At 50.6% G+C, this 26,287-nt stretch carries 26 protein-coding genes; 20 read left to right on the top strand and 6 right to left on the bottom strand.

The features are described from left to right. Positions 1–7: 7 nt before the first annotated feature. From hemH to DFR42_RS11880, 3 genes are all read right to left on the bottom strand, one after another. Positions 8–1,114 carry a ferrochelatase gene (hemH, locus tag DFR42_RS11890; protein ID WP_110255203.1) on the bottom strand — a complete coding sequence of 369 codons (1,107 nt, stop codon included), beginning with the start codon at positions 1,112–1,114 and terminating at the stop codon, positions 8–10. An 11-nt stretch (positions 1,115–1,125) separates the two neighbouring features. Then, the gene (recN, locus tag DFR42_RS11885; protein ID WP_110255202.1) at positions 1,126–2,772 is read right to left on the bottom strand and encodes a DNA repair protein RecN; all 1,647 of its coding nucleotides are present in this window, start codon (positions 2,770–2,772) and stop codon (positions 1,126–1,128) included. Positions 2,773–2,896: 124 nt separating this feature from the next. Further along, positions 2,897–3,790: an NAD kinase gene (locus DFR42_RS11880; RefSeq protein ID WP_110255201.1), complete on the bottom strand. Its 894-nt coding sequence runs from the start codon at positions 3,788–3,790 to the stop codon at positions 2,897–2,899. 75 nt (positions 3,791–3,865) lie between these two features. Here DFR42_RS11880 and DFR42_RS11875 point away from each other — a divergent pair, with 75 nt between their 5' ends. Genes DFR42_RS11875 through DFR42_RS11860 form a run of 4 tightly spaced genes read left to right on the top strand, consistent with a single transcriptional unit; the run spans position 3,866 to position 6,858 of the window. Next, positions 3,866–4,552: an HAD family hydrolase gene (locus tag DFR42_RS11875; protein WP_110255200.1), complete on the top strand. Its 687-nt coding sequence runs from the start codon at positions 3,866–3,868 to the stop codon at positions 4,550–4,552. A gap of 44 nt (positions 4,553–4,596) precedes the next feature. Beyond that, entirely contained in the window at positions 4,597–5,628 is a 1,032-nt protein-coding gene (hrcA, locus tag DFR42_RS11870) for a heat-inducible transcriptional repressor HrcA (protein WP_110255199.1), read from the top strand. 58 nt (positions 5,629–5,686) lie between these two features. Continuing rightward, positions 5,687–6,070, top strand: a complete 384-nt coding sequence (locus tag DFR42_RS11865) for a response regulator (protein ID WP_110255198.1) — start codon at positions 5,687–5,689, stop codon at positions 6,068–6,070. 14 nt (positions 6,071–6,084) lie between these two features. Beyond that, on the top strand, positions 6,085–6,858 hold the full coding sequence (locus tag DFR42_RS11860; protein WP_110255197.1) for a hypothetical protein: 774 nt from the start codon (positions 6,085–6,087) through the stop codon (positions 6,856–6,858). A 44-nt stretch (positions 6,859–6,902) separates the two neighbouring features. Here DFR42_RS11860 and fur read toward each other — a convergent pair whose 3' ends face one another. Beyond that, complete coding sequence (gene fur, locus DFR42_RS11855; protein WP_110255196.1) at positions 6,903–7,334, bottom strand: ferric iron uptake transcriptional regulator; 432 nt, start codon at positions 7,332–7,334, stop codon at positions 6,903–6,905. Positions 7,335–7,445: 111 nt separating this feature from the next. Between fur and DFR42_RS11850 the strand changes: the two genes are divergently transcribed. The 13 genes from DFR42_RS11850 (at position 7,446) to DFR42_RS11790 (ending at position 22,230) form a co-directional block, all read left to right on the top strand. Beyond that, entirely contained in the window at positions 7,446–7,973 is a 528-nt protein-coding gene (locus tag DFR42_RS11850) for an outer membrane protein assembly factor BamE (protein ID WP_211324281.1), read from the top strand. A gap of 12 nt (positions 7,974–7,985) precedes the next feature. Continuing rightward, positions 7,986–8,792 carry a 4-hydroxy-tetrahydrodipicolinate reductase gene (dapB, locus tag DFR42_RS11845; protein ID WP_110255194.1) on the top strand — a complete coding sequence of 269 codons (807 nt, stop codon included), beginning with the start codon at positions 7,986–7,988 and terminating at the stop codon, positions 8,790–8,792. Positions 8,793–8,832: 40 nt separating this feature from the next. After that, on the top strand, positions 8,833–9,489 hold the full coding sequence (locus tag DFR42_RS11840) for a MotA/TolQ/ExbB proton channel family protein (protein ID WP_110255193.1): 657 nt from the start codon (positions 8,833–8,835) through the stop codon (positions 9,487–9,489). A 27-nt stretch (positions 9,490–9,516) separates the two neighbouring features. Further along, complete coding sequence (locus DFR42_RS11835) at positions 9,517–9,960, top strand: ExbD/TolR family protein (protein WP_110255192.1); 444 nt, start codon at positions 9,517–9,519, stop codon at positions 9,958–9,960. 142 nt (positions 9,961–10,102) lie between these two features. After that, the gene (leuS, locus tag DFR42_RS11830) at positions 10,103–12,730 is read left to right on the top strand and encodes a leucine--tRNA ligase (RefSeq protein WP_110255191.1); all 2,628 of its coding nucleotides are present in this window, start codon (positions 10,103–10,105) and stop codon (positions 12,728–12,730) included. Positions 12,731–12,767: 37 nt separating this feature from the next. Beyond that, positions 12,768–13,277 (top strand): LPS-assembly lipoprotein LptE, encoded by a 510-nt coding sequence (locus tag DFR42_RS11825; protein ID WP_110255190.1) that lies wholly within the window; start codon positions 12,768–12,770, stop codon positions 13,275–13,277. Between the two features lies 1 nt (position 13,278). After that, complete coding sequence (holA, locus tag DFR42_RS11820) at positions 13,279–14,298, top strand: DNA polymerase III subunit delta (protein WP_110255189.1); 1,020 nt, start codon at positions 13,279–13,281, stop codon at positions 14,296–14,298. Positions 14,299–14,414: 116 nt separating this feature from the next. Continuing rightward, positions 14,415–15,680 (top strand): glutamate-5-semialdehyde dehydrogenase, encoded by a 1,266-nt coding sequence (locus tag DFR42_RS11815; protein WP_110255188.1) that lies wholly within the window; start codon positions 14,415–14,417, stop codon positions 15,678–15,680. Between the two features lie 240 nt (positions 15,681–15,920). Beyond that, entirely contained in the window at positions 15,921–16,343 is a 423-nt protein-coding gene (locus DFR42_RS11810) for a CopD family protein (protein ID WP_110255187.1), read from the top strand. A gap of 236 nt (positions 16,344–16,579) precedes the next feature. Next, complete coding sequence (locus DFR42_RS11805; RefSeq protein WP_245936936.1) at positions 16,580–17,794, top strand: THUMP domain-containing class I SAM-dependent RNA methyltransferase; 1,215 nt, start codon at positions 16,580–16,582, stop codon at positions 17,792–17,794. A gap of 118 nt (positions 17,795–17,912) precedes the next feature. Next, on the top strand, positions 17,913–19,394 hold the full coding sequence (locus tag DFR42_RS11800) for an NAD-dependent succinate-semialdehyde dehydrogenase (protein WP_146218832.1): 1,482 nt from the start codon (positions 17,913–17,915) through the stop codon (positions 19,392–19,394). 131 nt (positions 19,395–19,525) lie between these two features. After that, positions 19,526–20,761 (top strand): multidrug effflux MFS transporter, encoded by a 1,236-nt coding sequence (locus DFR42_RS11795; protein WP_110255185.1) that lies wholly within the window; start codon positions 19,526–19,528, stop codon positions 20,759–20,761. Positions 20,762–21,114: 353 nt separating this feature from the next. Further along, the gene (locus tag DFR42_RS11790) at positions 21,115–22,230 is read left to right on the top strand and encodes a porin (protein ID WP_146218831.1); all 1,116 of its coding nucleotides are present in this window, start codon (positions 21,115–21,117) and stop codon (positions 22,228–22,230) included. Positions 22,231–22,409: 179 nt separating this feature from the next. Here DFR42_RS11790 and DFR42_RS11785 read toward each other — a convergent pair whose 3' ends face one another. Further along, on the bottom strand, positions 22,410–22,913 hold the full coding sequence (locus DFR42_RS11785; protein WP_110255183.1) for a hypothetical protein: 504 nt from the start codon (positions 22,911–22,913) through the stop codon (positions 22,410–22,412). Between the two features lie 395 nt (positions 22,914–23,308). Here DFR42_RS11785 and DFR42_RS11780 point away from each other — a divergent pair, with 395 nt between their 5' ends. The 3 genes from DFR42_RS11780 to DFR42_RS11770 are packed head-to-tail and all read left to right on the top strand — an operon-like array spanning position 23,309 to position 25,523. Beyond that, a complete protein-coding gene (locus tag DFR42_RS11780; RefSeq protein WP_211324279.1) occupies positions 23,309–23,749 on the top strand; it encodes a hypothetical protein in 441 nt (146 codons plus the stop codon). A 31-nt stretch (positions 23,750–23,780) separates the two neighbouring features. Continuing rightward, positions 23,781–24,743, top strand: a complete 963-nt coding sequence (locus DFR42_RS11775) for a homoserine kinase (protein WP_110255182.1) — start codon at positions 23,781–23,783, stop codon at positions 24,741–24,743. After that, positions 24,744–25,523 carry a BPSS1780 family membrane protein gene (locus tag DFR42_RS11770; RefSeq protein WP_110255181.1) on the top strand — a complete coding sequence of 260 codons (780 nt, stop codon included), beginning with the start codon at positions 24,744–24,746 and terminating at the stop codon, positions 25,521–25,523. Here DFR42_RS11770 and DFR42_RS11765 read toward each other — a convergent pair. Further along, complete coding sequence (locus DFR42_RS11765; protein WP_110255180.1) at positions 25,508–25,963, bottom strand: OsmC family protein; 456 nt, start codon at positions 25,961–25,963, stop codon at positions 25,508–25,510. The genes DFR42_RS11770 and DFR42_RS11765 overlap by 16 nt on opposite strands. Positions 25,964–26,287 lie beyond the last annotated feature (324 nt).

The following is a 26,287-nucleotide window of genomic DNA, read 5'->3' as shown; positions in this document are numbered from 1 at the left end:
TGCCGTCTCAGGCTTCGCCGCCCAGGCGTTTGGCTTCTGCACGGCTGATCAGGGCGTGTTGCTTTTGCTCTTCGCGTACACTGGCCGTGATCATGGTAGGCCAGCCTATCAGATGCTGTTCTGCGATTTCAGCAAGAGCGCGCATCCATGCCGGTGATTCATTCAGACAGGGGATGTAATTGAATTCCTTGCCCCCTGCCTTGAGAAAATCAGCTCTTACTTCCATGGAGATTTCTTCCAGGGTTTCGAGGCAATCAGCGATAAAGCCAGGGCAGACAACATCCAGACGCTTCACACCTTCTTTGGCCAGCTTGATGACGGTTGGTGCAGTGTAAGGCTGCAGCCACTCAGCACGGCCCAGGCGCGACTGGAAGGACACGACATAATCATCTTTGCCCAAGCCCAGCCTGTCTGCCAGCAGTCGGGCTGTTTTATAGCATTCGCAGTGATAGGCGTCGCCGCGTAGCAAGAAAGCTTTAGGCAGGCCATGAAAACTCATCACCAGTTTTTCTGGCCTGCCATGGGTTTGCCAGTGATTCATGATGGATAATTTCAAGGCCTGTATATAGCCATCATTGTCATGATAATTCTTGACGAAGCGTAGTTCAGGCATGTTTCTGACTTGCTGATAATGCTGGGCTATCGCATCAAAATTGGAGGCGGTAGTCGTCGCAGAATATTGCGGATAGGCAGGCAAGATCAATATGCGCTCACAACCATCCTGCTTGAGCTTTTGCAAGACGTCGGGGATGGATGGTGAGCCGTAGCGCATGGCATAGGCAACCTGTACCTCATGGCCGCGCTCACCCAGATAACCCTTCAGCAAGGATGCCTGTTTCTGCGTGTGTATCTTCAATGGCGAGCCATCCTTGGTCCAGACGGAAGCGTATTTTTTTGCCGACTGGCCAGAACGAAAAGGCAAAATAACACCATGCAAAATCAGCCACCAGATCGGGCGCGGGACTTCGACCACGCGCCTGTCCCATAAAAATTGCTTGAGATAGCGGCGTACTGCTGATGTAGTGGGCGCATCGGGTGTGCCCAGGTTGATCAGCACGACGGCAGTCTTGGCGATCTTGCCGTGGGAGTATTCAGGTTCTTTGAGGAAGCGCATTTTATTTTTTCTTAAGAAGCCAGCAGTTCTCTGGCATGTTTGCGTGTAGTCGCCGTAATTTCTATGCCACCCAGCATGCGGGCGATTTCTTCCACTCTTTGTTTATTATCAAGTGCTTCTATCTGTGACACGGTCTTGCCATTCTGGCTGGCCTTGCTGACCTGGAAGTGCTGGTTGGCCTGGCTGGCCACTTGTGGTAAATGCGTCACGCACAAGACTTGCCTGTCTTGCCCAAGTCGTTTCAGCAAGCGTCCAACCACTTCGGCCACACCACCACCTATGCCGCTATCTACTTCATCAAAGATAAGGGTAGGGGTGGCAGTAGCGCAAGAGGTGATGACAGAAATCGCCAGCGAGATACGTGCGAGTTCACCACCAGATGCAACTTTGGCCAGCGGCCTTGCCTGCACACCTGCATGACCTGCGACCAGAAACTCTACTTGCTCCAGGCCATAGGCTGCTGGCTCTACCGGATTCAAGGTGACCGAGAAACTACCGCCACCCATGCTCAGGTCTTGCATTGCTGTGGTGACTGCTGCGCCCAGGTCCCTGGCAATTTTTTGTCTGGCCTTGCTGAGCTTTTCTGCGGTTTGCAGGTAAGCCAACCTGGCTTTTTCTTCCTGTGCTTTCAGGGCATCCATGTCGGTGGCATTGGATAGTTGCGCCAACTGGGCTGACAGGGTGGCAAATTCTTCATGCAGTTTTTCTGGTGCGACATGAAAACGTCGCGCTGTGGTGTGTATCGCTTCTACACGGTTTTCCACTACGCGAAGGCGGGTTGGATCAAGCTCGGTACGGCTCAGGTAAACATTGAGTGCATAAGTGGTTTCCTGCAAATTGATGCAGGCAGATTCCAGCGCGTCAGTGACAGGTTTCAGCGCCGCATCATAATCAAGCAGCTTCAAGAGTTTTTGCTGGATGGTCGTCAGTTGCGACAAGACTGGATGCTCGGATTCCGAAATCAGGGCCGCCGCTTCCTGCCCAGCTTCCAAAAGACTGGCTGCATGGGCCAGGCGGGTATGTTCCTGACTGATGCTTTCCCATTCACCAGGTTTGATTTGCAGTTTGTCGAGTTCACCCACTTGCCATTCCAGGCGCTCACGCTCTTGCAAAACGCTCTTGGCATTGGTTTCAAATTCTTCGCGTTGCTTGCTGATATTGCGCCAGGCGCGGTAGCGCAAGCCTACTTCAGTAACTTGCTCTTGCAAGCCACCCTGCATGTCCAGCAAATCGCGCTGCGCTTCGGTTTTCAATAGAGACTGATGTGCATGCTGGCCGTGGATATCCACCAGCATGTCACCAATTTCGCGCAATTGTCCGGCGGTTGCGGTGATGCCGTTGATCCAGGCCTTGGAACGTCCGGCATTATCGATGGTACGGCGCAAGATCAATGGCTGATCCTGGTCAAAGAATTCATGTTCCTGCAACCAGGCAGAGAGGCTGTCATTCACGGCGAATTCTGCACTGATATCAGTTTTGCTGGCGGATTCGCGCACCATGCTGGCGTCGCCACGACCACCCAGGGCCAGTGTCAGGGCATCAATCAGGATGGACTTGCCGGCACCGGTTTCTCCGGTCAGCACACTGAAGCCGGAAGAAAATTCAAGTTCCAGCGTATCAACAATGACAAAATCTCGTATGGCAAGCGTGCGCAACATAATGGGCAGACATGAAGGAATTTGTTAAGAAAACAGGGCTAGCCAGAGTGAGCTGGCATAGCTAAAATCGCTATTCTAGCAACAGCCTGTGACTTCTGTGTTCGTAAGAGTGGACAGGCTAAACTTAATTCAGCGCACCCTCTACGGAAGGATATTCATTCCAGTGCAGTTTCTCGCGCAAGGTGTTGTAATAATTCCAGCCCGGAGGATGCAGGAAAGTCACCGTATGGGCAGAACGGTTGACGATAATCCTGTCCTGATGCTGCAGGCTGGCAAAATTTTGCATATCAAAATTCAGGCTGATATCGCGTCCGGCGACGATGGTGATGACGATTTCGCTACTGTCTGGCAAAACGATAGGGCGGTTCGACAAGGCATGCGGGGCAATTGGCACCATTGCAATACCTGACAGACTGGGGTGTAGCAGGGGACCGCCAGCAGAAAGCGCATAGGCCGTAGAACCGGTAGGCGTAGAAACGATAAGACCGTCAGAGCGCTGGTTGTACATGAAATGCCCATCTACCTCGACGCGCAATTCCACCATGCCTGAGCCTGCGCCACGCGATACCACGATGTCATTGAATGCCACACCACTGAAAATCTGGTTGCCATCACGGGTAACGATGGCCTGTAGCAAGCTGCGGCGCTCGGACACATAATTGCCGTCCAGCATTTCCGTAATGACAGGGATCATGCGGTCAAGCGCAATATCGGTGATAAAGCCCAGCCTGCCCTGATTGATACCTATCAGCGGGATATTGTAGGGTGCCAGTTGCCGGGCTATGCCCAACATGGTGCCGTCGCCACCGACCACAATGGCAACATCAGCCAGCTTGCCTATCTCAGGCACGGGCATGCTGCTGAATTCGCTTAGTTGCAGGTATTGGGCTGTCTCTGCCTCGATGACGACACGATGTCCTGCGGTAGCAAGAAAATTGGCCAGTTCGTTAATCGAGTCGGCAATGCCAGCCGCATTAGATTTTCCAACAAGTGCAATGGTTTTTGCCTGTACTGTCATAAACAAGGGTAGGGTGACATGATGGCTAAGATTAGAACATAATTAGGGCATCTATGAATGGAATGAGTGCTCTTTATGGCAATTAAAGCAGTTTTGCTGGATCTGGATGATACTTTGTGGCCGGTTGCACCGGTAATTCGCCACGCTGAATCAGTATTGCAACAATGGATGCATGAACATGCGCCTGTCGTGGCGCAAAATTACAATCCAGAAAAATTGCGTGAACGCAGGAATGTGCTGGTGTCCAGTGACCCGCGTTTTCAATACGACTTATGGTCTTTGCGCCATACTTTACTGAGCCAGGTGTTTGATGAGCATGGCGTTGCAGCCGAAAAAGCCGATCAGGCCATGGCTGTGTTTGCTGATGCCAGAAACAAAGTGGATTTGTATGCCGATGTCAAACCAGCTTTGCAGGTTTTGCAGGATAAACTGACTCTGGGTACAGTCTCGAATGGTTTTGCCGATTTGCAGGCAATCGGCCTGGCCCACCATTTCAAGGTGTCTATCGCGGCATTTCGCTTTGGTTGCGGCAAGCCTGATCCCAGGATCTTCCTGGCGGCCTGTCAGGAACTCGGTCTCGCACCGCAAGATGTCTTGTATGTAGGGGACGACTTATTGCTGGATGTGCAAGGTGCGCAACAGGCGGGTCTGAAAGGTGCCTGGATGAACCGCCAGGGTTTAAAAATTGAAGATGAACGCCATTTGCATATCAAGCCGGACGCCGAATTTGCCAATCTGCATGATTTGGCTCTATGGCTATGAATTTTTCTATGTCCATGTCAGTCATGAACGCATAAAATGAAACCATGCAACTAGATATCCGCGCACAAACTTTATTAAAAGCCCTGGTCGAGCGTTATATCGCTGACGGCCAGCCTGTGGGTTCCCGTGCCTTGTCAAAAATATCCGGCCTGGAATTATCGCCTGCGACGATACGCAATGTCATGGCTGACCTCGAAGAAATGGGCTTTGTCGCCAGCCCGCATACTTCTGCTGGCCGTATTCCCACGCCCAGAGGTTATCGCGTTTTCGTCGATAAATTGCTGACGGTGCAAGATATAAATGGCAGCGAAATGGATACACGTCTGCACTCCAGCCTGCAGTCCAATATGAATGCGCAATCTCCGCAAAAACTGATTACCAATGCGGCGCAAATTTTGTCGTCCCTGTCACAATTTGCCGGAGTTGTCGTCACGCCGCGTACTGAGTCGATTTTCCAGCAGGTGGAGTTCTTGCGTCTGTCAGAAAAGCGCATTCTGCTGGTTGTCGTGGCGCCTGGCGGCGAGGTCCATAATCGTCTGTTACTGACGGATGTTGATTACACACCCGCACAACTGGTGCAGGCCGCCAATTATTTGAACCAGAATTTTGGTGGTCTGAGCTTTACTGATGCACGTTCGCGTATCAATGGCGAATTGCGGCAATTGCAAAATGACATGACCAGGCTTATGCAAGCCGCCGTCGAGGCTGGCAGCAATGCCATGGATGAGGACAATGATGAGGTAGTTATTTCAGGCGAGCGCAATTTGCTGAACGTGCAGGATTTGTCATCCAATATGGGATCATTGCGCAAATTGTTTGATATGTTCGAGCAAAAAAACAGCCTCATGCAATTGCTGGATGTCTCCAGCAAGGCGACCGGCGTGCAAATCTTCATAGGCGGGGAGTCGCAACTGGTGCCCATGGAAGAAATGAGCATAGTCACAGCACCTTATGAGGTAAACGGCAAGATCGTGGGCACCCTGGGCGTCATAGGCCCAACCCGCATGGCCTATGAAAGAGTGATACCCATCGTGGACATCACTGCAAAATTATTATCTAATGCATTAAGCCAGTAGAGTAGAGTGTAAACCAGAGAAACAGCTAATCAAATATTGACGCTAATACAGGGTTGCCATGGACAAGAAAAACGTAAAGATTTTATTGGTTGATGACAATGATGTGACCCGCGAGGTGCTCAGGGTCATACTGCGCAACGAGGGTTATAACGTCGTTGGCGAAGCCACTGATGGCGGTACTGGTCTGGAACTGGCATTAAAACTCAAGCCCGATCTGATCTTGCTGGATATCGTCATGCCCAAGATCAGTGGCACTGAAATTTTACCGCGCATCAGGGAGTTGTTGCCAGATGCCAGGGTGCTGATGGTCACTGCCAATAAAGATCAGGAAACCATCACCGAGGTAGTCAAGAATGGCATACATGGCTATATCCTCAAGCCATTCAATGCGCAAAAGATCATAGGTACCGTGGAAGCTGTGGTAGCCAAGATCAATAAGTAGATGCTGAAATAATAATGGGAACCTGGGGTACCGGCCTGTATGCCGACGATACGTGTTGTGATGTCAGAGATGATTATGTGCAAGCTTTGAAGTCAGGCATGCCGGATGACGAGGCTTATAGATACATACTGCAAAGACATTCCTTTGTTTTGGATGACCCTGAGTTTTCTTACATGGTGTATTTTCCACTCGCAGAGACTACCTGGAAATACGGGCGTCTGAATGAAGAGTTGCGTAGCATAGCCTTGGCGTTGTTGAAACAATTAGAGGATTGCTCATCTTGGGGTGCTGGAGCCAAGGCGCGCAAAAAAGTCCAGCAGGCTCTCGAAGAAAAGTTGCTTACGCCACAGCCAGAACGGAAGCTGGTTAAATTTGTTCCAGTAAAGCCCAGGAAAATACGAACGACTGCAGAAGTCGGATCTGTTTTTTTGATCGCATTGCCAAACGGCAATAAGGCTGCACTCGTGCTGGTGGGTTTCCTTGAGCTTGAAAAAAGTACAGACCCGGTATTTTCAGCATTATGCTGGCAAGGTGAGGATAATCCAAGCCGAGAGGAGCTTGAACCATTGACTTTGCATACCGTCGCTTTCGAGTCCGGACTTGGTGCCATGCCCCATGTGGGCATAATACCCCGCGATGAACGCAAGAGTATTATGTCTGATTTGCAATTTTTGGATTACCTCAGTTTTCCAGGCCTGCCTTTTTCACCAAGAAATGTTGTATTTACTGGGCTGGGACGCATTGCTCAAGATATACAGACATTTATCGACATACATGCCAAGCCCTAACCCCCTCCAGCTGGCGCTGTTGTTTTGCCGGAGGGATTGAGGAATTAGCTGTTTTTATGCTCACAATTAGGCTTGGTGCAATTGCCATAAATGGCCAGCGCATGCTCGGCAATCTTGAAGCCGCGATCCAGGGCCACAGTTTGCTGGCGTTGTTCTATCTCTTCATCAAAGAATTCTTCCACCCGGCCACAGTCCAGGCAAACCAGATGGTCATGGTGTGAGCCTTCATTCAGTTCAAAAATGGCCTTGCCAGTCTCGAAATGATTGCGGTGTAGCAAGCCGGCTTGCTCAAACTGGGTCAGCACGCGGTACACTGTTGCCAGGCCGACATCCATATTTTCATTGAGCAGGATCTTATACACGTCTTCTGCTGTCAGATGACGAACCTTGCTGTTCTGGAAGATTTCCAGGATTTTCAGACGGGGCAGAGTGGCTTTCAGACCGCTGGCCTTGAGGTTGGGGGTGCTGTTTGTCATGTTTTCGATCAAAAAATTGCTATCTGCTTTATGATATCGGGTTTTAGGGCTTGTTGCTCAATTAAGAGGTTATCTATGCAACTGTTGTTTTCAAAAGTAACACGGAAGAAGATGAGCCGCGTAGCGGGCCTGGCTTTGCTGACGTCTCTGACTGCAGCATGTACGTCTCCACTGGGTATCCTGTCATCTGCTGACAAGACCTCAGTATATGCAACTTCAGGCACGCCGAGTGGTACAGATGGTGCCCAGGTGGTACAGCCTACAGGTTTTGCCAAGGTATTGGCGTTTGTTTCACCTTATCGCGTCTCCATACAGCAAGGTAACTTCGTTTCCCAGGAAATGATTGCGCAATTAAAAGAAGGCATGACACGTGAGCAAGTGCGATTCGTACTGGGTACGGCCTTGCTGACCGATATGTTTCATGAAGACCGCTGGGATTACCCTTTCCGTCTGACCAAGCCAAATGGTGAGCGCATTACCAGCCGGGTTTCTGTGTATTTTAAAAACGGTACAGTTGCCAAGTTTGAAGGTGGTAATTTACCAACAGAAAAAGAATACCTGGCACGCATTACCGAATCTGCCCTGGGCTTGAACCGAGTGCAATCGATAGTGGAAACCGACGCTCCCAAGAAAAAATAGAAATAAATCATCATGACTGCACTGAAAATTGCCGTGGCCGGCGCTTCTGGCCGTATGGGTAAAATGCTGGTCGAAGCCATCAGCAATGCCGATGATATGGTGCTGGTGGGCGCGCTTGACGTGCCAGCTTCGCCTGCCTTGGGTACAGATGCTGCTGCCAGTCTGGGTAAGCCAGCTGGTGTCAGTATTACTGCTGATCTGGCGACAGGTCTGGCGAACGCCAGTTATCTCATTGATTTCACGCGCCCTGAAGGCACGCTCAAGCACCTGGAATATTGTGCTGCCCATGGCATCAAGATGATCATAGGCACGACAGGTTTTGATGAGGCAGGCAAGGCAGCAATTGCAGCAGCGGCTGAAAAAACTGCCATCGTATTTGCGCCGAATATGAGCGTAGGTGTGAATGTCACCTTGAAGTTGCTGGAAATGGCAGCAAAAAGCTTCGCCGAGGGTTATGACATCGAGATCGTCGAGGCCCATCACCGTTTCAAGGTGGATGCTCCTTCTGGTACAGCCCTGAAAATGGGTGAAGTCATCGCCGATGCCCTGGGTCGTGACCTTAATGAAGTCGGTGTGTTTGCCCGTGAAGGCGTGACAGGCGAGCGCGACCCGTCTTCCATCGGTTTTGCCACTATCCGTGGCGGCGATATTGTTGGCGACCATACGGTCTTGTTTGCCGGTATTGGCGAACGCGTAGAAATCAGCCATAAATCATCCAGCCGTGTGACTTATGCCCATGGCAGCCTGCGTGCCGCACGTTTCCTCGAAGGCAAGTCTGTGGGCTTGTTTGATATGTATGATGTGCTGGGCTTGCGTTAATCTGCCTGTTTCATCTGCATAATATCTACTTGGCACATACATGAATTCTGCAATTGCACATTACTGGGAACAGGCCGATGCCATGGGGCATCTGGTCGGCTGGCTATTATTGCTGATGTCCGTACTTAGCTGGACGCTGATTTTGATGAAGGCCTGGAGTTTCTGGCGCATCCGTAAAGCTGCTCCTGCCTTGCGCAATTTCTGGCGCGCTCCCAGTCTGGCAGATGCCTTGTCGTCCCTGCGCCAGGCAGATCAGTCCAAAGTATTTATTTCATTGGCAGATGCAGCACACGCAGCCAGCGATACGGCACAGCGCAGTGCCACCTTGTCTGCCAATGCAGGTCTTAGCGAAATCCTGACGCGCAGTCTGCGCCAGGAATTGCAGGGTTTGACGGTCAAGCTGGAAACCGGCCTTAGCTTTCTAGCCTCAGTTGGTGCAACTGCACCTTTTGTAGGTTTGCTGGGTACGGTATGGGGCATTTACCGCGCTTTGACGGCTATTTCTTCGAATGGCGTCGTACAAATTGACCAACTGGCCGGGCCTGTGGGTGAAGCCTTGATCATGACGGCCCTGGGTTTGCTGGTAGCGATACCTGCGGTGCTGGCTTATAACGGTTTCAACCGCATCAACCGCATTACCCTCGCTGAACTTGATGGATTTGCCTTTGACTTGCATGCTCATATGAGCAAGTCCTGACATTAATATTAATAGATAACATTCGAGATGACATTCGGTCAATTTCATGCGCCGCGCGAATCTTCATCCCGCCCTTTGACTTCCATGGCGGACATCAATGTCACACCCATGGTGGATGTCATGCTGGTCTTGCTGGTTATCTTCATCATCGCAGCACCTTTCATGACCCATGCGGTCAAGCTGGACTTGCCACAGGCGCAATCTGAAGCCGCGCCAGAACAAGCAGATACTGTAAGTATCTCATTTGACGCCGATGGCATCCTTTACTGGAATAACCAGGTTCTCGCCATGACGGAGCTGGAGGCTAAACTGGCTGTACAGGCAAAAAAGAACAAGCAGGCCGAAATACAGTTGCGCGCCGACAAGGCTACCCGCTATGAAATTATCGCCAAGGTCATGGCGGCGGCCCAATCCCAGGGGCTGGCAAAGATTTCTTTCGTCACTGACAGCAAGCAAGCTAAAAAACCTTGATGGCCTGCCTGTTTTAAAAGTCGGCAAGCTTCCCATAATTCGTCCTGACAGCCTTGGCCAGCAAGGCTTTCCTCAATAATGTGGCTGAACCAGTTATAATCAAAGGTTCTGAGTCATTTTCGCTTCCACTTCTGCTTACGCCATGCAAGAAAAATACACGCCCTCTGACGTCGAACAATCGGCGCAATCCCATTGGAAAAAGATCGATGCCTATACGGCAGTAGAAAATAATCCACGTTTCCCTAAAGGCAAGTACTACGCTTGCTCCATGCTGCCTTATCCTTCCGGCAAGCTGCACATGGGCCACGTGCGCAATTACACGATCAACGACATGCTGGCACGCCAGCTGCGCATGAAGGGCTATAACGTCCTCATGCCCATGGGTTGGGATGCCTTTGGCCTGCCTGCAGAAAATGCGGCGATTGCCTATAAAAAGTCGCCAGCAGAATGGACTTACGCCAACATCGAAGACATGAAGTCGCAAATGCAGCCCCTGGGCCTGGCATTTGACTGGACCCGTGAAGTTGCAACTTGTGATCCTGACTACTATCGCTGGAACCAGTGGCTGTTCCTGAAGATGCTGGAAAAAGGCGTCGCCTACAAAAAAACCCAGGTCGTGAACTGGGACCCTATCGATCAAACCGTGCTGGCGAATGAGCAGGTCATCGATGGCCGTGGCTGGCGCTCTGGCGCCCTGGTAGAAAAACGCGAAATCCCTGGCTACTACTTTGGCATCACCCAATATGCAGACGAGTTGCTGAACAGCATCGATGATCTGGATGGCTGGCCTGAGCAAGTACGTACCATGCAACGTAACTGGATAGGCAAGAGCGAAGGCGTGCGCTTTGCTTTCCCGCACGAGATCAAAGATGAAACCGGCACACTGGTACAAGACGGCAAGATGTATGTGTTCACTACCCGTCCTGACACCATCATGGGTGTGACTTTCTGCGCAGTAGCGGCAGAGCACCCTATCGCCACGCTGGCTGCAAAGAATAATGCCACACTGGCAGCCTTCATCGAAGTCTGTAAAGCAGGTGGCACCACAGAAGCCGAAATGGCCACCAAGGAAAAAGAGGGCATGCCTACTGGCTTGTTCGTTACTCATCCTCTGACTGGCGAGCAGGTAGAAGTCTGGGTTGGTAATTATGTACTCATGACGTATGGCGATGGCGCCGTCATGGGCGTGCCTGCGCATGATGAACGCGATTTCGCGTTCGCGAAAAAATACAATATTGCTATCAAGCAGGTCGTGGCGATTGAAGGCGAAAGCTTCACGACGGATGCATGGGCAGAATCCTATGGCGACAAGCAGCGTGGCCTTACTGTTAACTCTGGCAAATATGATGGTCTGACTTTCAAGGCCACGGTTGATGCCGTGGCAAATGACCTGGTAGCCAAAGGCCTGGGCGAAAAGAAAACCACCTGGCGCTTGCGTGACTGGGGTATCTCCCGTCAGCGTTACTGGGGTACACCTATCCCTATCATCCACTGCGACAGCTGTGGTGACGTGCCTGTGCCGTATGAAGACTTGCCAGTCGTATTGCCTACCGACTGCATCCCTGACGGTTCTGGTAACCCATTGAAGCACCGTGAAGATTTCCTGAATGTGCCTTGCCCTAAATGCGGCAGCCCGGCACACCGTGAAACTGACACCATGGATACCTTCGTTGATTCCAGCTGGTATTTCATGCGTTATACCTGCCCAGATGCGACTACCATGGTTGACGAGCGCAATGATTACTGGATGGCGATGGACCAGTACATCGGTGGCGTCGAACATGCGGTGTTGCATTTGTTGTATGCACGTTTCTGGACCAAGGCCATGCGTGACCTGGGCCTGGTCAAGATAGACGAACCTTTCAAGAACCTGTTCACCCAGGGCATGCTGCTCAATGAGTCTTACTATCGTGAAGATGCCAGCGGCAAGAAAATCTGGTTCTATCCGAATGAAATCGAAGTCCAGCATGATGACAAGGGACGTCCAGTTTCTGCATCGCTGAAAAGCGATGGCCAGCCTGTGCAAATGGGCGGCATAGAAAAGATGTCCAAGTCCAAGAACAATGTGGTTGAACCGAAAGACATTATCGAGCAGTTCGGTGCTGATACGGCACGCCTGTTCACCATGTTTGCCGGTCCTCCAGATCAAAGTGCGGCATGGAGTAACAGTGGTGTAGAAGGTGCATCACGTTACCTGCGTCGTTTGTGGGCTTCTGCATTGAAATTGTCCGGCACGATTGCTAACGGTACAGCTGCACCAGCCAACTATGCCAATGACGTCAAAGCCTTGCGCCGTGAAGTACATCTGACGCTGAAGCAGATCGATGCTGATTACGATAGACTGCAATACAACACCGTTGTCTCTGGCGCGATGAAGTTGCTCAATACCATAGAGTCCTTCAAGTCTGAAGCCGAAGGCAGTGCTGCAGCTTTGCGCGAAGCGTTCAGCATCTTGCTGCGTGGCCTGTATCCGGTATGCCCGCACATCACTCATGCCTTGTGGCAGGAACTGGGCCTGGCGACAGAACTTGGTGAAATCATTGATGCACCATGGCCGCTGGTGGATGAGGCTGCATTGGTACAGGATGAAATCGAACTCATGGTACAAGTCAACGGCAAACTGCGCGGCAGCATCAAGGTCGCCAAGGATGCCGACAAGGCCACTATAGAAGCGACTGCACTGGCCAATGAAAGCGTGCAAAAGTTCATGGAAGGCGCAGCCAAGAAAATCATCATCGTGCCTGGCAAGTTGGTGAATATCGTCGCCTGATTGTTTAATAGATATACCAGTAACGGGGAAAAACCGCATGCAAGCAAAGTATATAAAGCACCTGCAATGGCTGGCAGCCATCATGTCCATCATGTTGTTGTCAGCTTGTGGTTTTGCCCTGCGCGGCCCGGTGGCCCTGCCATTCAAGAGCATTTATATAGGTTTGCCTGAAGCCTCTTCCCTGGGGGGAGAATTGCGCCGTCATATTCGCGCCAATGGTCAGACACAGATCATGTCGGATGCCAAGGATGCGCAGGTAATGCTGGAAGTGCTGGCAGAAACCAGAGACAAGCAAATCCTGTCCCTGAATAGCCAGGGCCGTGTGCGTGAGTACAATTTGATCTACAACTTCCGCTTCCGTGTCCGCAATAATGTGGGCAAGGAATTTCTGGAGCCGGTAGACATACAGCTCAAGCGTAATATCAGCTTTAATGAGACTCAGGTGTTGGCGAAAGAAGCCGAAGAAGTCTTGCTGTACCGCGATATGCAAAGTGATCTGGTGCAGCAAATCATGCGTCGCCTGGCTGTTATAAAGATGGACGACTGATATGCAATTACGCTTCGATGCCCTTGATGGCCATCTGGCGAAAACACTGGCGCCACTGTATGTGATCACCAGTGATGAGCATTTGCTGGCGCTGGAAGCCGCAGACAAGATACGTCGTGCCGCAAAGGCGCAGGGATTTTACGAGCGCGAGATATTGACGGTAGAGCGCAGTTTCAAATGGGGTGCCTTACTGGCCGCGAATCAGTCGCAATCCTTGTTTGGTGATAAAAAACTCATCGACTTGCGTATCCCTACAGGTAAACCCGGCAAGGATGGTGGCCAGGCCCTGCAGGATTATGTGGCAAATCTGTCGCCTGATAACCTCACACTGATCACCCTGCCCAAGCTGGACTGGGCTACGCAAAAAGCTGCCTGGGTAGGCAGCTTGCAGCAAAACGCGGTGTATATCGATATCCCGCTGGTAGAGCGCAATCAACTGCCAGGCTGGATCAGCATGCGCCTGTCCTTGCAACAGCAAAGTGCAGACCGGCAAAGCCTGGATTTCATTGCCGACAGGGTAGAGGGTAATTTGCTGGCAGCCCATCAGGAAATCCAGAAGCTGGCCTTGCTGCACCCGGCAGGCAAACTGAGTTTTGAACAAATCCATGATGCCGTGCTGAATGTCGCGCGCTATGATGTCTTCAAACTCAATGAAGCCATGCTGGCCGGTGATGTCGCCAGACTGGTGCGCATGTTGAATGGCTTGAAAGGTGAGGGCGAAGCCCTGCCGCTGGTTTTGTGGGCCATGGCAGAAGAGATACGTACCTTGCTGAAACTGAAATCTGGCATGGCACAGGGCAGACCCTTGTCAGCCTTGCTGAAAGAATATCGCATCTGGGGCCCGCGGGAAAAACTCATGGACCCTGCCTTGCGCCGCGTCAGCCTGGCAAATTTACGGGCTGCACTGCAAGAGGCATCGCAAGTCGATAAGATGGTAAAAGGTTTACGGGCGAAGGCATTTGCAGGAGACCCCTGGGATGCCTTGTTGCAATTGGGTTTGAGAGTGGCAAAAGCGGCTTAATCGCCATTGTGCCAGCACCTGATTGAGCGGTTTATCAAACCGGAAATTGAATTCCCTCGCCACCTTGCTGGTGGCTGATCAACGAATATGAGACCAGTAGGTCTCTGAATGACGATATGGATATCAAGCACTACATGAATGACCTCGGCGTCCGTGCCCGCGCAGCATCGCGCGCCATGGCCAAAGCCGACACCGCCGCCAAGAACAAGGCCCTGTCCCTGATCGCTGCCGCCATCAGGCGCGAAGCCGCTGCCTTGCGCGCCGCCAATGAGCTTGACCTTGCCGCAGCAAAAGCAGCAGGCATGGAAGCCGCCATGCTCGACAGGCTGACCTTGTCCGACAAGGCGATAGCCACCATGGCAGAGGGTCTGGAGCAGATCGTCAGTCTGGCTGACCCTATTGGTGAAATCTCGAACATGAAATACCGCCCCACCGGCATACAGGTAGGGCAAATGCGCGTGCCACTGGGCGTCATTGGCATTATTTATGAAGCACGCCCGAATGTGACAGTGGATGCCGCCGGCCTGTGCATCAAGAGCGGCAATGCGACGATATTGCGCGGCGGTTCAGAAGCCATCCATTGCAATCAGGCGCTGGCGATGCTGGTCAAGGAAGGCCTGGCCGGTGCCGGTTTGCCTGCCGACGCAGTACAAATCGTCGAGACTACAGACCGCGCTGCCGTTGGTGAACTGATCACCATGCCGCAATATGTCGATGTCATCGTCCCGCGTGGCGGCAAGGGCCTGATTGCGCGTCTGATGCAAGAGGCCACTGTGCCCATGATCAAGCATCTCGATGGTATCTGCCATGTGTATATTGATGACAAGGCTGACCTCAAAAAAGCAGTGGATGTGGCTTTCAATGCCAAGTGCCACCGCTATGGTACTTGCAACACCATGGAAACCTTGCTGGTCGCGCAAGGCATAGCGCCCCAGGTCTTGCCCGCGCTGGCTGAACAGTATGCAGGCAAGCAGGTGGAATTGCGCTGTGACGATGCTGCCGCTGCAATACTGGCTGGTTACCCGCATCTGGTTAAAGCAACAGAAGAAGACTGGAGCACAGAATACCTGGCCCCAGTCCTGGCAGTAAAAGTAGTGGCTGATCTGGATGAAGCCATCACGCACATCAATGATTATTCATCCAAACATACAGAATCCATCATCACAGAAGACTATAGCCGCGCCCTGCGTTTCTTGCGCGAAGTCGATTCCGCCTCGGTGATGGTGAATGCTTCCACCCGTTTTGCTGACGGTTTTGAATATGGTCTGGGTGCAGAGATCGGTATCTCAAATGACAAGCTGCATGCACGCGGCCCGGTAGGGCTGGAAGGGCTGACGTCGATGAAGTATGTGGTCTTCGGTCACGGTGAAGTACGTCAGTGATATTGCTAGGACTTACGCAAAACCGTCCCAGCTGCGTTGCAGCTCATCTCCTGGGAGCCGCGTACTAAAGTACTGTCTTCGTCGCTACGGTGTAGTCGGGGTTTCAGACAATACATTGTCTGCCGACGAAACGAGCCTCCCTTCCGAGGGAAGCTTCCTTGGTGATAACCTTGTTGGGACAATATTGCGTAAGTCCTAATTGAATATTTATTAAAGAAGGTCTGATAAAGAAAGTAAGCCATGCTCTGGGTTAAAGTTTTCCACATCCTGTTCGTCACGTCCTGGTTCGCTGGCCTGTTTTATATGCCGCGTATTCTGGTTAATCTGGCGATGGAAAATCATCCGCCGACGACAGAACGCCTGTTGCTGATGGCGCGCAAGCTGTATCGTTTCATGACGATATTGGCGGTGCTTGCCTTGATATTTGGCCTGTGGTTATGGCAAGGCTATGGCATAGGTAAGGGGCCGGGTAATGGCTGGCTGCATGCCAAGCTGACTTTGGTGATCTTGCTGATAGGTTATCACCACGCCTGCGGCAGCTTGCTGAAGAAATTTGAGAAGGGTGTTAACAAGCGCAGCCATGTCTGGTTCCGCTGGTTTAATGAAGTGCCGGTGATTTTATTGCTGGCGATATTGATTTTGGTAGTGGTCAAGCCTTTTTAGGACGCACTTCTGACAGGTTTGATTTCGTAGGAGCGGCTTCAGCCGCGAACAGCCTGTGCAAGCCGAAATGATGGATACGGCAAAGCTTTCGCGCCTGAAGCCGCTCCTACACAAAATTAGACTCGTCCGGCTTTGACGGGTTTTGAAAATATGCTGACTTGGAGTACTGAACTTCAGGCCAGCAATTGGCGGTGAATATTCACCATCGTTTTTTTTAACGGATAAAGGGTACACCTATGACGCGTTATTCTTATTTTTGTCCATGTCCACGTGGCCTGGAAATAGCCCTGGCTGAAGAGCTAGGTGAAATTGCAGCCCTGGATAAAACCATGACTGTACACAATCAGGTGCCAGGTGGTGTGCACTGCTCAGGCAGCCTGCATGATGGCTGGCGTATCAACCTGCATTCACGCATAGCATCCCGCGTGCTGATGCGTATGGCGCATTCTGGCTATACCAATGAAAATGATATTTACGACCTGGTGCTGGCTCAGCCCTGGGAAGACTGGTTTGGTTATCACCATACCATCCGTGTTGATGTCACGGCAGTCAAATCACCTTTGAAAAGCCTGGACTTTGCCACGCTAAAAATCAAGGATGCGATCTGCGACCGTTTCCGCGACCAGTTTACCCAGCGTCCTTCAGTCAATACCAAGAACCCTGACATGCGCATCGTCGGTTTCATGGATGCGCGCAATTTCACGGTGTATCTGGATATCTCTGGCGAGCCTTTGTTCAAGCGCGGCTGGCGTCTGGAAACTGGCGACGCGCCTCTGCGTGAAAACCTGGCAGCAGGCTTGCTGCGCACCGCAGGCTGGAAGCCGGGTACACCTTTGTTTGATCCCATGTGCGGTTCTGGCACCATCCTCATCGAAGCTGCACAAGTCCTGGCAGGCATACCACCGGGCCTGAAGCGTGAATTCGCTTTCGAAAAAATGCATCAGTTTGATGAAGATGCATGGGCACAGATCAAAGCCAGCGCCAAGCCACATCCTCTGCCTGCTGAGCCAACGATTTTTGGCAGTGACATTTCTGGCGACATGATCGTCATGACGCGCAATAACCTGAACAAGGCGGGCATACGCTTTGACGTGCCACTGAAGCAGATAGAAGCGCAGGAAATCAAGGCACCAACGACAGAGCCAGGCATCTTGCTGACCAACCCGCCTTACGGTGAACGTATCGGCGTGCGCGGTGACAGCACAATGGAAGAAGATGATATGGCCAAAGACTTCTTCAGCGCCTTCAGTACCACACTCAAGCAGCGCTTTGCTGGCTGGAGTGTGTTCTTGTTCACTGCTGATCTGGGCCTGCCCAAGATGTTGCGTTTGAAAGAATCACGCAAGACACCATTCTTCAATGGCGCGCTGGAATGCCGTTTGTTCCGCTTTGATATGGTCGCAGGCTTTAACCGCAGGGAAGAAGCCAAACCCAAAGATATCGCTGAATAATTTTCATGCTGTGGCAATAAGCTACTGAAAAAACGGCCAGGTCTCAGCAGACCTGGCCGTTTTGCTTTAGGCTTGCAGGTATTCCTGTAGTTTTAAAAAAATAATGGAGAAACTTCTTATGTCAAAAGAAGCAACAGCAAAACAACTGAATTTAAAAGACCCATCCTTATTACGTGACCAGGCCTATATCAATGGTGAGTGGCTCACAGGCACGGCCAGTTTTGAAGTGAATAATCCTTCCACGCTGGCAATCTTGGGCACAGTACCCAATCTGGACGCCAGCCATACCGAAGCTGCAATCAAGGCAGCGCAAGTTGCCTTCCCGCTCTGGGCCGCAAAAACCGGCAAAGAGCGTGCGACGCTCATGCGCAAATGGTTTGACCTCATGATAGAGAATGCCGACGACCTGGCTGCCATCATGACGGCAGAGCAGGGCAAGCCACTGGCCGAAGCCAAGGGAGAAGTTATCTACGGTGCCAGCTTCATAGAATGGTTTGCTGAAGAAGCCAAGCGCGTATCTGGCGATGTCATGGCCTCAACCTGGAGCGACAAGCGCATGGTGGTCTTGAAGCAGCCTATCGGCGTTTGCGCTTCCATCACGCCATGGAACTTCCCTATCGCCATGATCACGCGCAAAGTGGCACCTGCGGTAGCCGCTGGTTGCTCCATTGTCATCAAACCTGCCGAGCAGACGCCTTTGTCTGCCCTGGCCATGGCAGAACTGGCACACAGGGCTGGCATACCGGCAGGCATCATCAATATCGTCACTGCTGACTCTGAGCAATCCATTGCTGTCGGCAAGGTCTTATGCGACAGCCCTGTGGTCAGGCATTTGTCGTTTACCGGTTCAACGCCAGTAGGCCGCATCCTCATGCGTCAATCTGCGCAGACGGTAAAAAAACTGGCACTGGAACTGGGGGGACATGCCCCCTTCATCGTGTTTGAAGATGCTGACCTGGATGCTGCCGTTGAAGGTGCGCTGCAATCGAAATTCCGCAATTCTGGCCAGACCTGCGTTTGTACCAACCGCTTTTATGCCCATGAATCGATTTATGATGCCTTTGTTGAAAAACTCTCAGCCGGTGCTAAAAAGATCAAGGTAGGTGATGGCTTTGGTGCTGGCATCAACCAGGGGCCGATGATCGATGCGCAAGCAGTTGCCAAGGTAGAAGAACATGTTGCCGATGCCCTGAAACAAGGCGCAAGCTTGCAGGCGGGTGGTAAATTGCTGGAAGCTGGCAAACTTTTTTATGAACCAACCGTGCTGTCGAATGTCACATCTGGCATGTTGATCATGAATGAAGAGACCTTTGGGCCGGTGGCCGCAGTCGTCAAGTTCAAGACCGAAGAAGAAGTCATTGCCGCCGCGAATAACACTGACTTTGGCCTGGCGTCATACTTTTATTCACGTGACATAGGCCGCGTCTGGCGGGTTGCTGAAAAACTGGAATACGGCATGGTAGGCATCAACACCGGCCTGATCTCGAATGAAGTAGCACCGTTTGGCGGCGTCAAACAATCCGGCCTGGGGCGCGAAGGCTCTGTCTATGGCATGGATGAATATCTGGAAATGAAGTACCTTTGTATGGGGGGTATTTGAAGGCTGGCATCTGATGCTGAGTGCTTAACTAAGTACTCACTTCGCGCCCTGGCCTTTAATCCTTCCAATTTGTAGTCCCATGCCTGTCAGTTGCGTCTTTGCTTGAGCTGGCAGGCTTACCGAATTTGCTCATGTCCTCTGCATCCAAGATCAGTAATGCTGGCCTGGCGACCTTATTGGCTGCTTTGGCCATGCTTGGTCCGTTTTCCATCGATACTTACCTCCCGGCATTTCCCAATATCCAGGCTACCCTGCATGCCAGCCCGCTGGAAGTGCAGCAGACCCTGACGGCCTATATGCTGTCCTTTGCCGTCATGACCTTATGGCATGGTGCACTGTCAGATGCATTTGGGCGGCGCAATGTAATCCTGGCGGCGCTGGCGGTGTTTGCCGTGGCCAGCTTTGGTTGTGCTTCTGTTCATAGTATTCATTATTTGTGGGGCTTCCGCATCCTGCAAGGTGTATCGGCAGGGGCGGGCATGGTGGTTGGCCGCGCCATTATACGTGACCTGTATGCTGGGGCGCCGGCAGAGCGTTTGCTGTCACTGGTGACCATGATCTTCTCTATCGCACCGGCGATTGCCCCTATCCTGGGTGGCTGGGTGGTCAGCTTTTTAAGCTGGAGAGCGATATTCCTTTTGCTGTTTGGCTATACCGTGGTCTTGTGGTGGGCCAGTTACAAGTATTTGCCCGAATCCCTGCCTATGGATAAGCGCCAGCCTTTTAGCGCTGAATTTTTATGGACCAGTTATAAAAATGTATTCAAATCACCTTTATTTCATTTGAAGGCGGGCACGATAGCCTTTAATTTTGCCGGGCTTTTTCTTTACGTTTCAGCGGCACCGGCTTTTATTACCCAGCATTTGCATCTGGGACCGGATCAGTTTGGCTGGCAATTCGTGCCCTCGGTAGGGGGCATCTTCTTTGGCGCACTGGCTGCCAACCGTCTGGCAGGCAAAATGACGGTCTGGAAGCAGGTCAGCATAGGTTTTTGCTTCCTGATTGGCGCATCCTTGTTTAATGTCATCTTCCACTATTTTTCTCCACCTATACTCCTGTGGTCGGTGACGCCCCTGTTTTTTTATACCTTTGGCATGTCTCTGGTGGCGCCCGGTGCAACCTTGCTGGTGCTGGATTTGTTCCCGAACATTCGTGGCATAGTTGCGTCTTGCCAGTCTGCGACGGTAACCCTGCTGGGGGCGGTGATTGCCGGTGTCGTCGCACCAGCACTGGACCATTCTGTACTGACGCTGGCCCTGGGCCAGTTTGCCTGTGCCGGCATAGGCGCAGTCATGTGGTACACCGGCCGTGCTTACTGGCGCGCACTGACTGCCCAGAAACAAAATGCCTGGGAAACTATAGAGTAACTTCTGGCAGAATAGTCAACTAAATTTTCTTGTTTTCCTGGAGAAATAAGATAAATAAATAAATTTCAAGTCAGTTACTTGAAATACGTTTTGCCAACCTTATATAATTGATGCTTTGCAGCAATGGCGCAAAATCAAGCTGTGTCAGCAGGTTTTCTGGATTTTGTGTACTATTCGTTCCGCATATGCAAATAAGATATCCATCGTGTCTTTATTTTGCGAACTTATTTAAAGTGTAGCTTTCTAAACACATTGAATTCATCAAGTTGTCACTTTTCACAGGTATCGTGCCGCTTGTCATTGGATCTCTTGCTGATTCAAGGCTGTAAAACACCTGTGCTTCTGTTTTTACCGTGCTTGATGATGTTGGTAAAAACTTAACATTCATTTTTGGATACATGATAATGAAAAAATCAATTTTCGCACTCGCAGTGCTGAGTGCTTTCTCTGGCGCGGCTTTCGCACAATCTACAGTAACTATCTACGGTGTTGTAGACGTTGGCTTCCAAAGTCTGGACAACGGTACTCCAGCTGGTCGTTTCAACAGGATTCAAAGCGGTCAAGAAGCAGGTTCCCGTATCGGCTTCAAAGGCGTTGAAGATCTGGGCGGCGGTTTGAAAGCAAACTTCGTTCTGGAACAAGGCGTTCTGGTTGACACTGGTGAATCCGACCAAGGCCGTACATTCGGTCGTCGTTCCACAGTTGGTCTGTCTGGCGATTTCGGTGCAGTTGATTTCGGTCGTGACAAGTCTCCAACTCTGAAATACTTCGACAATTTTGATCCGTTCGGTTCCGCTCTGATCAACAACGGCACAGGCGTTCGCGCTCTGTACTTCGTTGGTGGCTCTGCTACTGTTGCTGGCGTAAATGCCAACACAACAGGCCGCGTAAGCAATTCCGTTTTCTACTACACACCAGGTAACCTGAGTGGTTTCTCTGCTGCTGCACAATACGGTTTCGGCGAAGCAGCTGGCGACAACTCCGCTGGCCGTTCCCTGGGTCTGACTCTGGGTTACAAAGTTGACGCTCTGGAAGTTGGCTTCAACTACCTGAAAGACAATGCACAAGATGCAAAACTGTTCACAAATGCCAAAAAAGGTATTTCTGTTGCAGCATCTTACGATCTGGGCGTAGCGAAGCCAGTATTCATCTATCAAAAAACGACAGATGACCTGACTCTGGAAAAGAAAGCCTACACATTGGCAGTGACAGTTCCAGTTGATACAAACGCTAAAGTATTTGCTGGTTTCACTCAAGTGAAAAATGACACTCCATTTGGTACAGGTAAAGTTGGCGATGCAAAACAATTCGCAATCGCTTTCAACTATGCCCTGTCCAAACGTACTGATCTGTACACAGCATTCGCTCGTTTGACACAAGATGCAACTTCCAGAGAACAACTGGCAGCTACTGCTGTTAGTGGTACTTCTGTAAAAGAATTGACAGCTGGCGTTCGTCACCAGTTCTAATTCCATGAAGGGCTAGTCCCTTCATGCGTTTATAAAAAGAGTGTCCTGTATTGGACACTCTTTTTTTTTTGAAATGATCGCACAATGTAATTCCAGCGCCTGTTTACCAATCTCGACAGGCTGGTGTGGCATATCGCATTCGCCTGAGAATATCGCTATTTGAATGACGTTGCCAGACTCTACTTCCTGCAAGTGAAATTCCGGGCCAGATCCGGTTGAGCCTCAAAAAATTTTCGTTCTCTGTAACTCCATAAATAAACTTTCCCTTTCTCTTCATAAATGGCGTTGCCAAAAAAATTACGATCACTATAAAAACTTGAGCGCCAGAAAGAACCGTAGTCCACACAATCCGGGGTATGCCCAGTAAGTTGCTGGTTAATCAGGATGTTCTTGTATGTGTTTGCGCCAGGGATGAGCGCCATAAGAAAAACAAAGTTAGCAAGGAGCGGTAACACCCTATGAATTTTGAGGGGCAAATAGCGCCTGCCAAGAATAGTGATTAACCCGGTGCATATTAAAGAAAAAATAATGGGCGGGAATAGAAACGGCAAAAACTGCACATACATAAGAATAAGAAACGGAAGCGCGAGAGGACAAAGAAAATCAAAATTAAATAATGATAGCAATGCCCAAAAAATATAGGTTTCTAGAAAGATGCGGTTTTTGCGGGGTGTATTTGGCATGCTATTTTTGTTGAGATTCCGGGAATGTAAAGTTAGTAAATTATTCGCTTGAAAAAAATGCTGTCGTTGAAGCGTAGTGGTTATTAAGGTTAAAATAATAACATCACATTTGCTCTGCCTGAGACCCTCTCCTGGTCGATTTTCTTATTTCTATTCGATAGACAAATGACCGATATCCGTTTCTGCCACCCATTTCGAGCTAATGTAAATACTGAGAAAAAACAAACCAAGCAAAAACGGTGAAACTCCAGTAACGCGAATATAAAGACCCTGGTGCCTGGCTGTTAAATTAGGGATGGGATATCAATGCGAATGCACACAACAAGCCGGATATTCCTGACAGTACAGTCTGGGCTTTGTTACAATGGCTTTATCACTCGTTTCTGGGCTTCAACATGAAAATCACGAAAAAATCTGCGGCTCTGCTGTTTATGCTGGCCTGCGCTGCGACACCAGTAGTTTTTGCGCAAGCTCCTTCCAAGGCTGATGTGCCGCCACCTCCAAAACTGGAGAAACTGGAAGAAGTTTCTGATCCTAAAGGGGTTTCTGTCAGCAAGCCTGAGCCAAAAAACAAGATGATGGAAAAACGCAGCAATGGTGGCAAAGTGACAGAAGTCCAGGTCAAGTCTGGCAAAAGCAATTACACAGTCAAAGCCGACCCCGAAGTCGGGAATGCTCCCAAAGGTACAGTACAGGGCGACGCCAACCGTGCAGCCCAATGGACCATACTGGAATTTGGTGGCAAGAAAGAAGTGAAAGAGGGCAATCCCCCTGATGTACTGGCACCTGCACCAGCAAAATCATCTGCGGCAGCCAGCTCTGCAGCATCAAAGTAAGTATTCACTATAGCTCTCATTTTTAATTGACATGGCAGTTTTTACACCAGTAAGTCTGGAAGATCTTGGCCCCTGGATGCAGCAATTCCCTCTGGGTAAAGCTCTTGGCATCAAGGGCATCGCTTCAGGCATAGAAAATAGCAATTTTTTTATCAATACTGAAGCAGGCGAATTTGTATTGACGATTTTTGAAAATCTCAGTTTTGAGCAATTGCCGTTTTACCTGAAGCTCATGCGTCACCTGGCTGACCATGGGGTGTTGGTGCCAGCGCCTATCGCCAATGACCAGGGTGAGTTAGTGGTCGCTTTGCATGGCAAGCCGGCCGCCATTGTCAGTAAGCTGGAAGGCAAGTCGCAGATGGAGCCACAGGCTGTGCATTGCGCTGCAGTCGGCAACATGCTGGCGCGCATGCATCTGGCGGCGCAGGACTTCAGCATCAGACAGCCCAATTTGCGATCTCTGGACTGGTGGCATCTGACTACACCCAAGGTCTTGCCGTTTTTGTCTGACGACTTGCAACATTTGTTGCGTGCCGAAGTGCATTTTCAGGATGCCTTTGACAGCACCCCTATTTATCGTGCCTTACCAAATGGTCCGGTTCATGCAGACCTGTTTCGCAACAATGTCATGTTTGATGGCGAGCGCCTGACAGGATTCTTTGATTTTTATTTCGCCGGTTGTGATACCTGGATTTTTGATGTGGCAGTTACCGTCAATGACTGGTGCATTGACGTTGCCACCGGAGTGCTGGATGAAGAGCGCGCGCTGGCACTGTTGAATGCTTACCATGCCGTGCGCCCCTTCACCAAAGAAGAGGGTATAGCCTGGCAACCCATGTTGCGCGCTGCGGCCCTGCGTTTCTGGCTGTCACGTCTGTATGACTTTTATCAGCCCAGGGATGCCGAAATGCTGACCCCGCATGACCCCACCCATTTTGAGCGCATTTTGCGCTTGCGTGAATCAGGTCGTGTACCGGCCCTGCCAATCAATTAAATGAATACTGTCAATGCACAGTCCGGCTGGACATGGGTGAAACAGGGCTTTGCACTCTTTCGTAAGCAACCTGCAGAGATGCTGACCCTGTTTTTTGCTTATATGTTCCTGAATATGACTATGGGCTTTATTCCTGTCCTTGGTCAATTTTTGCCTTTGATGCTACTGCCAGTATTTGCCATTGGTTTTATGCAGGCATGTCGTCAGATTGAACTGGGGCAAAGAGTGTATCCAGGTGTGCTTTTGACTGGATTTCGCTCTCCTGCGTTGCCACGTTTGCTGGTATTGGGCGTGCTGTATATTATTGCTGCGACCTTGTCCATACTTGCGTCTAGCCAGGTTGATGGAGGTGCTTTCTGGGATTTTGTGACCAGTCAAAAGCCAATCGACCCCAAAACCTTGCCTGAGACGGGATTGTTTACTGGCATGCTGGTATCAGGCCTGGTGTATATACCTGCCTTGATGGCTTTCTGGTATGCCTCGCCCCTGATAGTCTGGCAAAAAATGCCTGTTGCTAAAGCTGTTTTTTATAGCTTTTTCGCAGTCCAGCGCGCCTATGCAGCGTTTACTATGTATGGTCTTGGCTGGATAGCAATAGGCGTACTGTTGCCGACTTTAATCAGCGTGCTGATTGCCGTTATTATTGGCAAGGCTTTTGCCGTGATGCTGGCGATGATGCCCGTATCCATAGTCTTGAGCACGGTCATGTATTGTTCCTTCTACCCGACTTACACAGATGTTTTTGGTAAGCCGGACGAAGAAAATCAGCCTGCAGCCTGATGTTCTGAGGGCAGGTCAAGGTCTTCGATAATTTCGAAGCTATGTGTCATCTCTGCAGTCTTGGCCAGCATGATGGATGCCGAGCAGTATTTTTCATGTGACAACTTGATCGCACGCTCAACCAGATTGGGCTTCAGTTGACGGCCGCGCACGACAAAGTGGAAATTGATTTTCGTGAAGACCTTGGGCTCAGTGTCTGCACGTTCTGCTGTCAGCTTGACATCGCAGCCACGGATATCCTGTTTGCCCTTGCGTAAAATCAGCACGACATCATAGGCAGAACAGCCGCCTGTTCCCAGTAATACCATTTCCATGGGGCGCGGTGCCAGATTGCGGCCACCGCCATCGGGCGCGCCATCCATTAAAACCGCATGACCAGAACCGGTCTCTGCCAGAAAAGACATGCCGGATGAACCTGTCCAGCGCACTGTAGCTTCCATACTTCCACCCTCTCGTTAATAAATAAAATACCAGCGTCAAATTGTAGCCTATTGCGCAGAATCGTAAAATTTCACGCAATAAACTGTAAATTACCTTGCACTGCACAATTTCTTATCCTATTATTGACTCATCGGTTAGTTAATAGCAAGTCTGTCAACTAGCCTCGCAATTGTCTCCTCCACCTACTCCTTTGGTGGATTCAACCCGAAGCCAGTCTTCGGGTTTTTTTTGCCCCTGATTCTGCATAGTTCCAACAAAGTCTGCACAAAAATTAAACAGTTCTTGCACTAAGTCTTTGAAAATACTATAATTTCCGACTCCCT

This window comes from Undibacterium pigrum (assembly GCF_003201815.1).
GTDB lineage: Bacteria > Pseudomonadota > Gammaproteobacteria > Burkholderiales > Burkholderiaceae_D > Undibacterium > Undibacterium pigrum.
The sequence above is the reverse complement of the archived record's forward strand: the minus strand, read 5'-3'. Positions and strand labels throughout refer to the sequence as shown.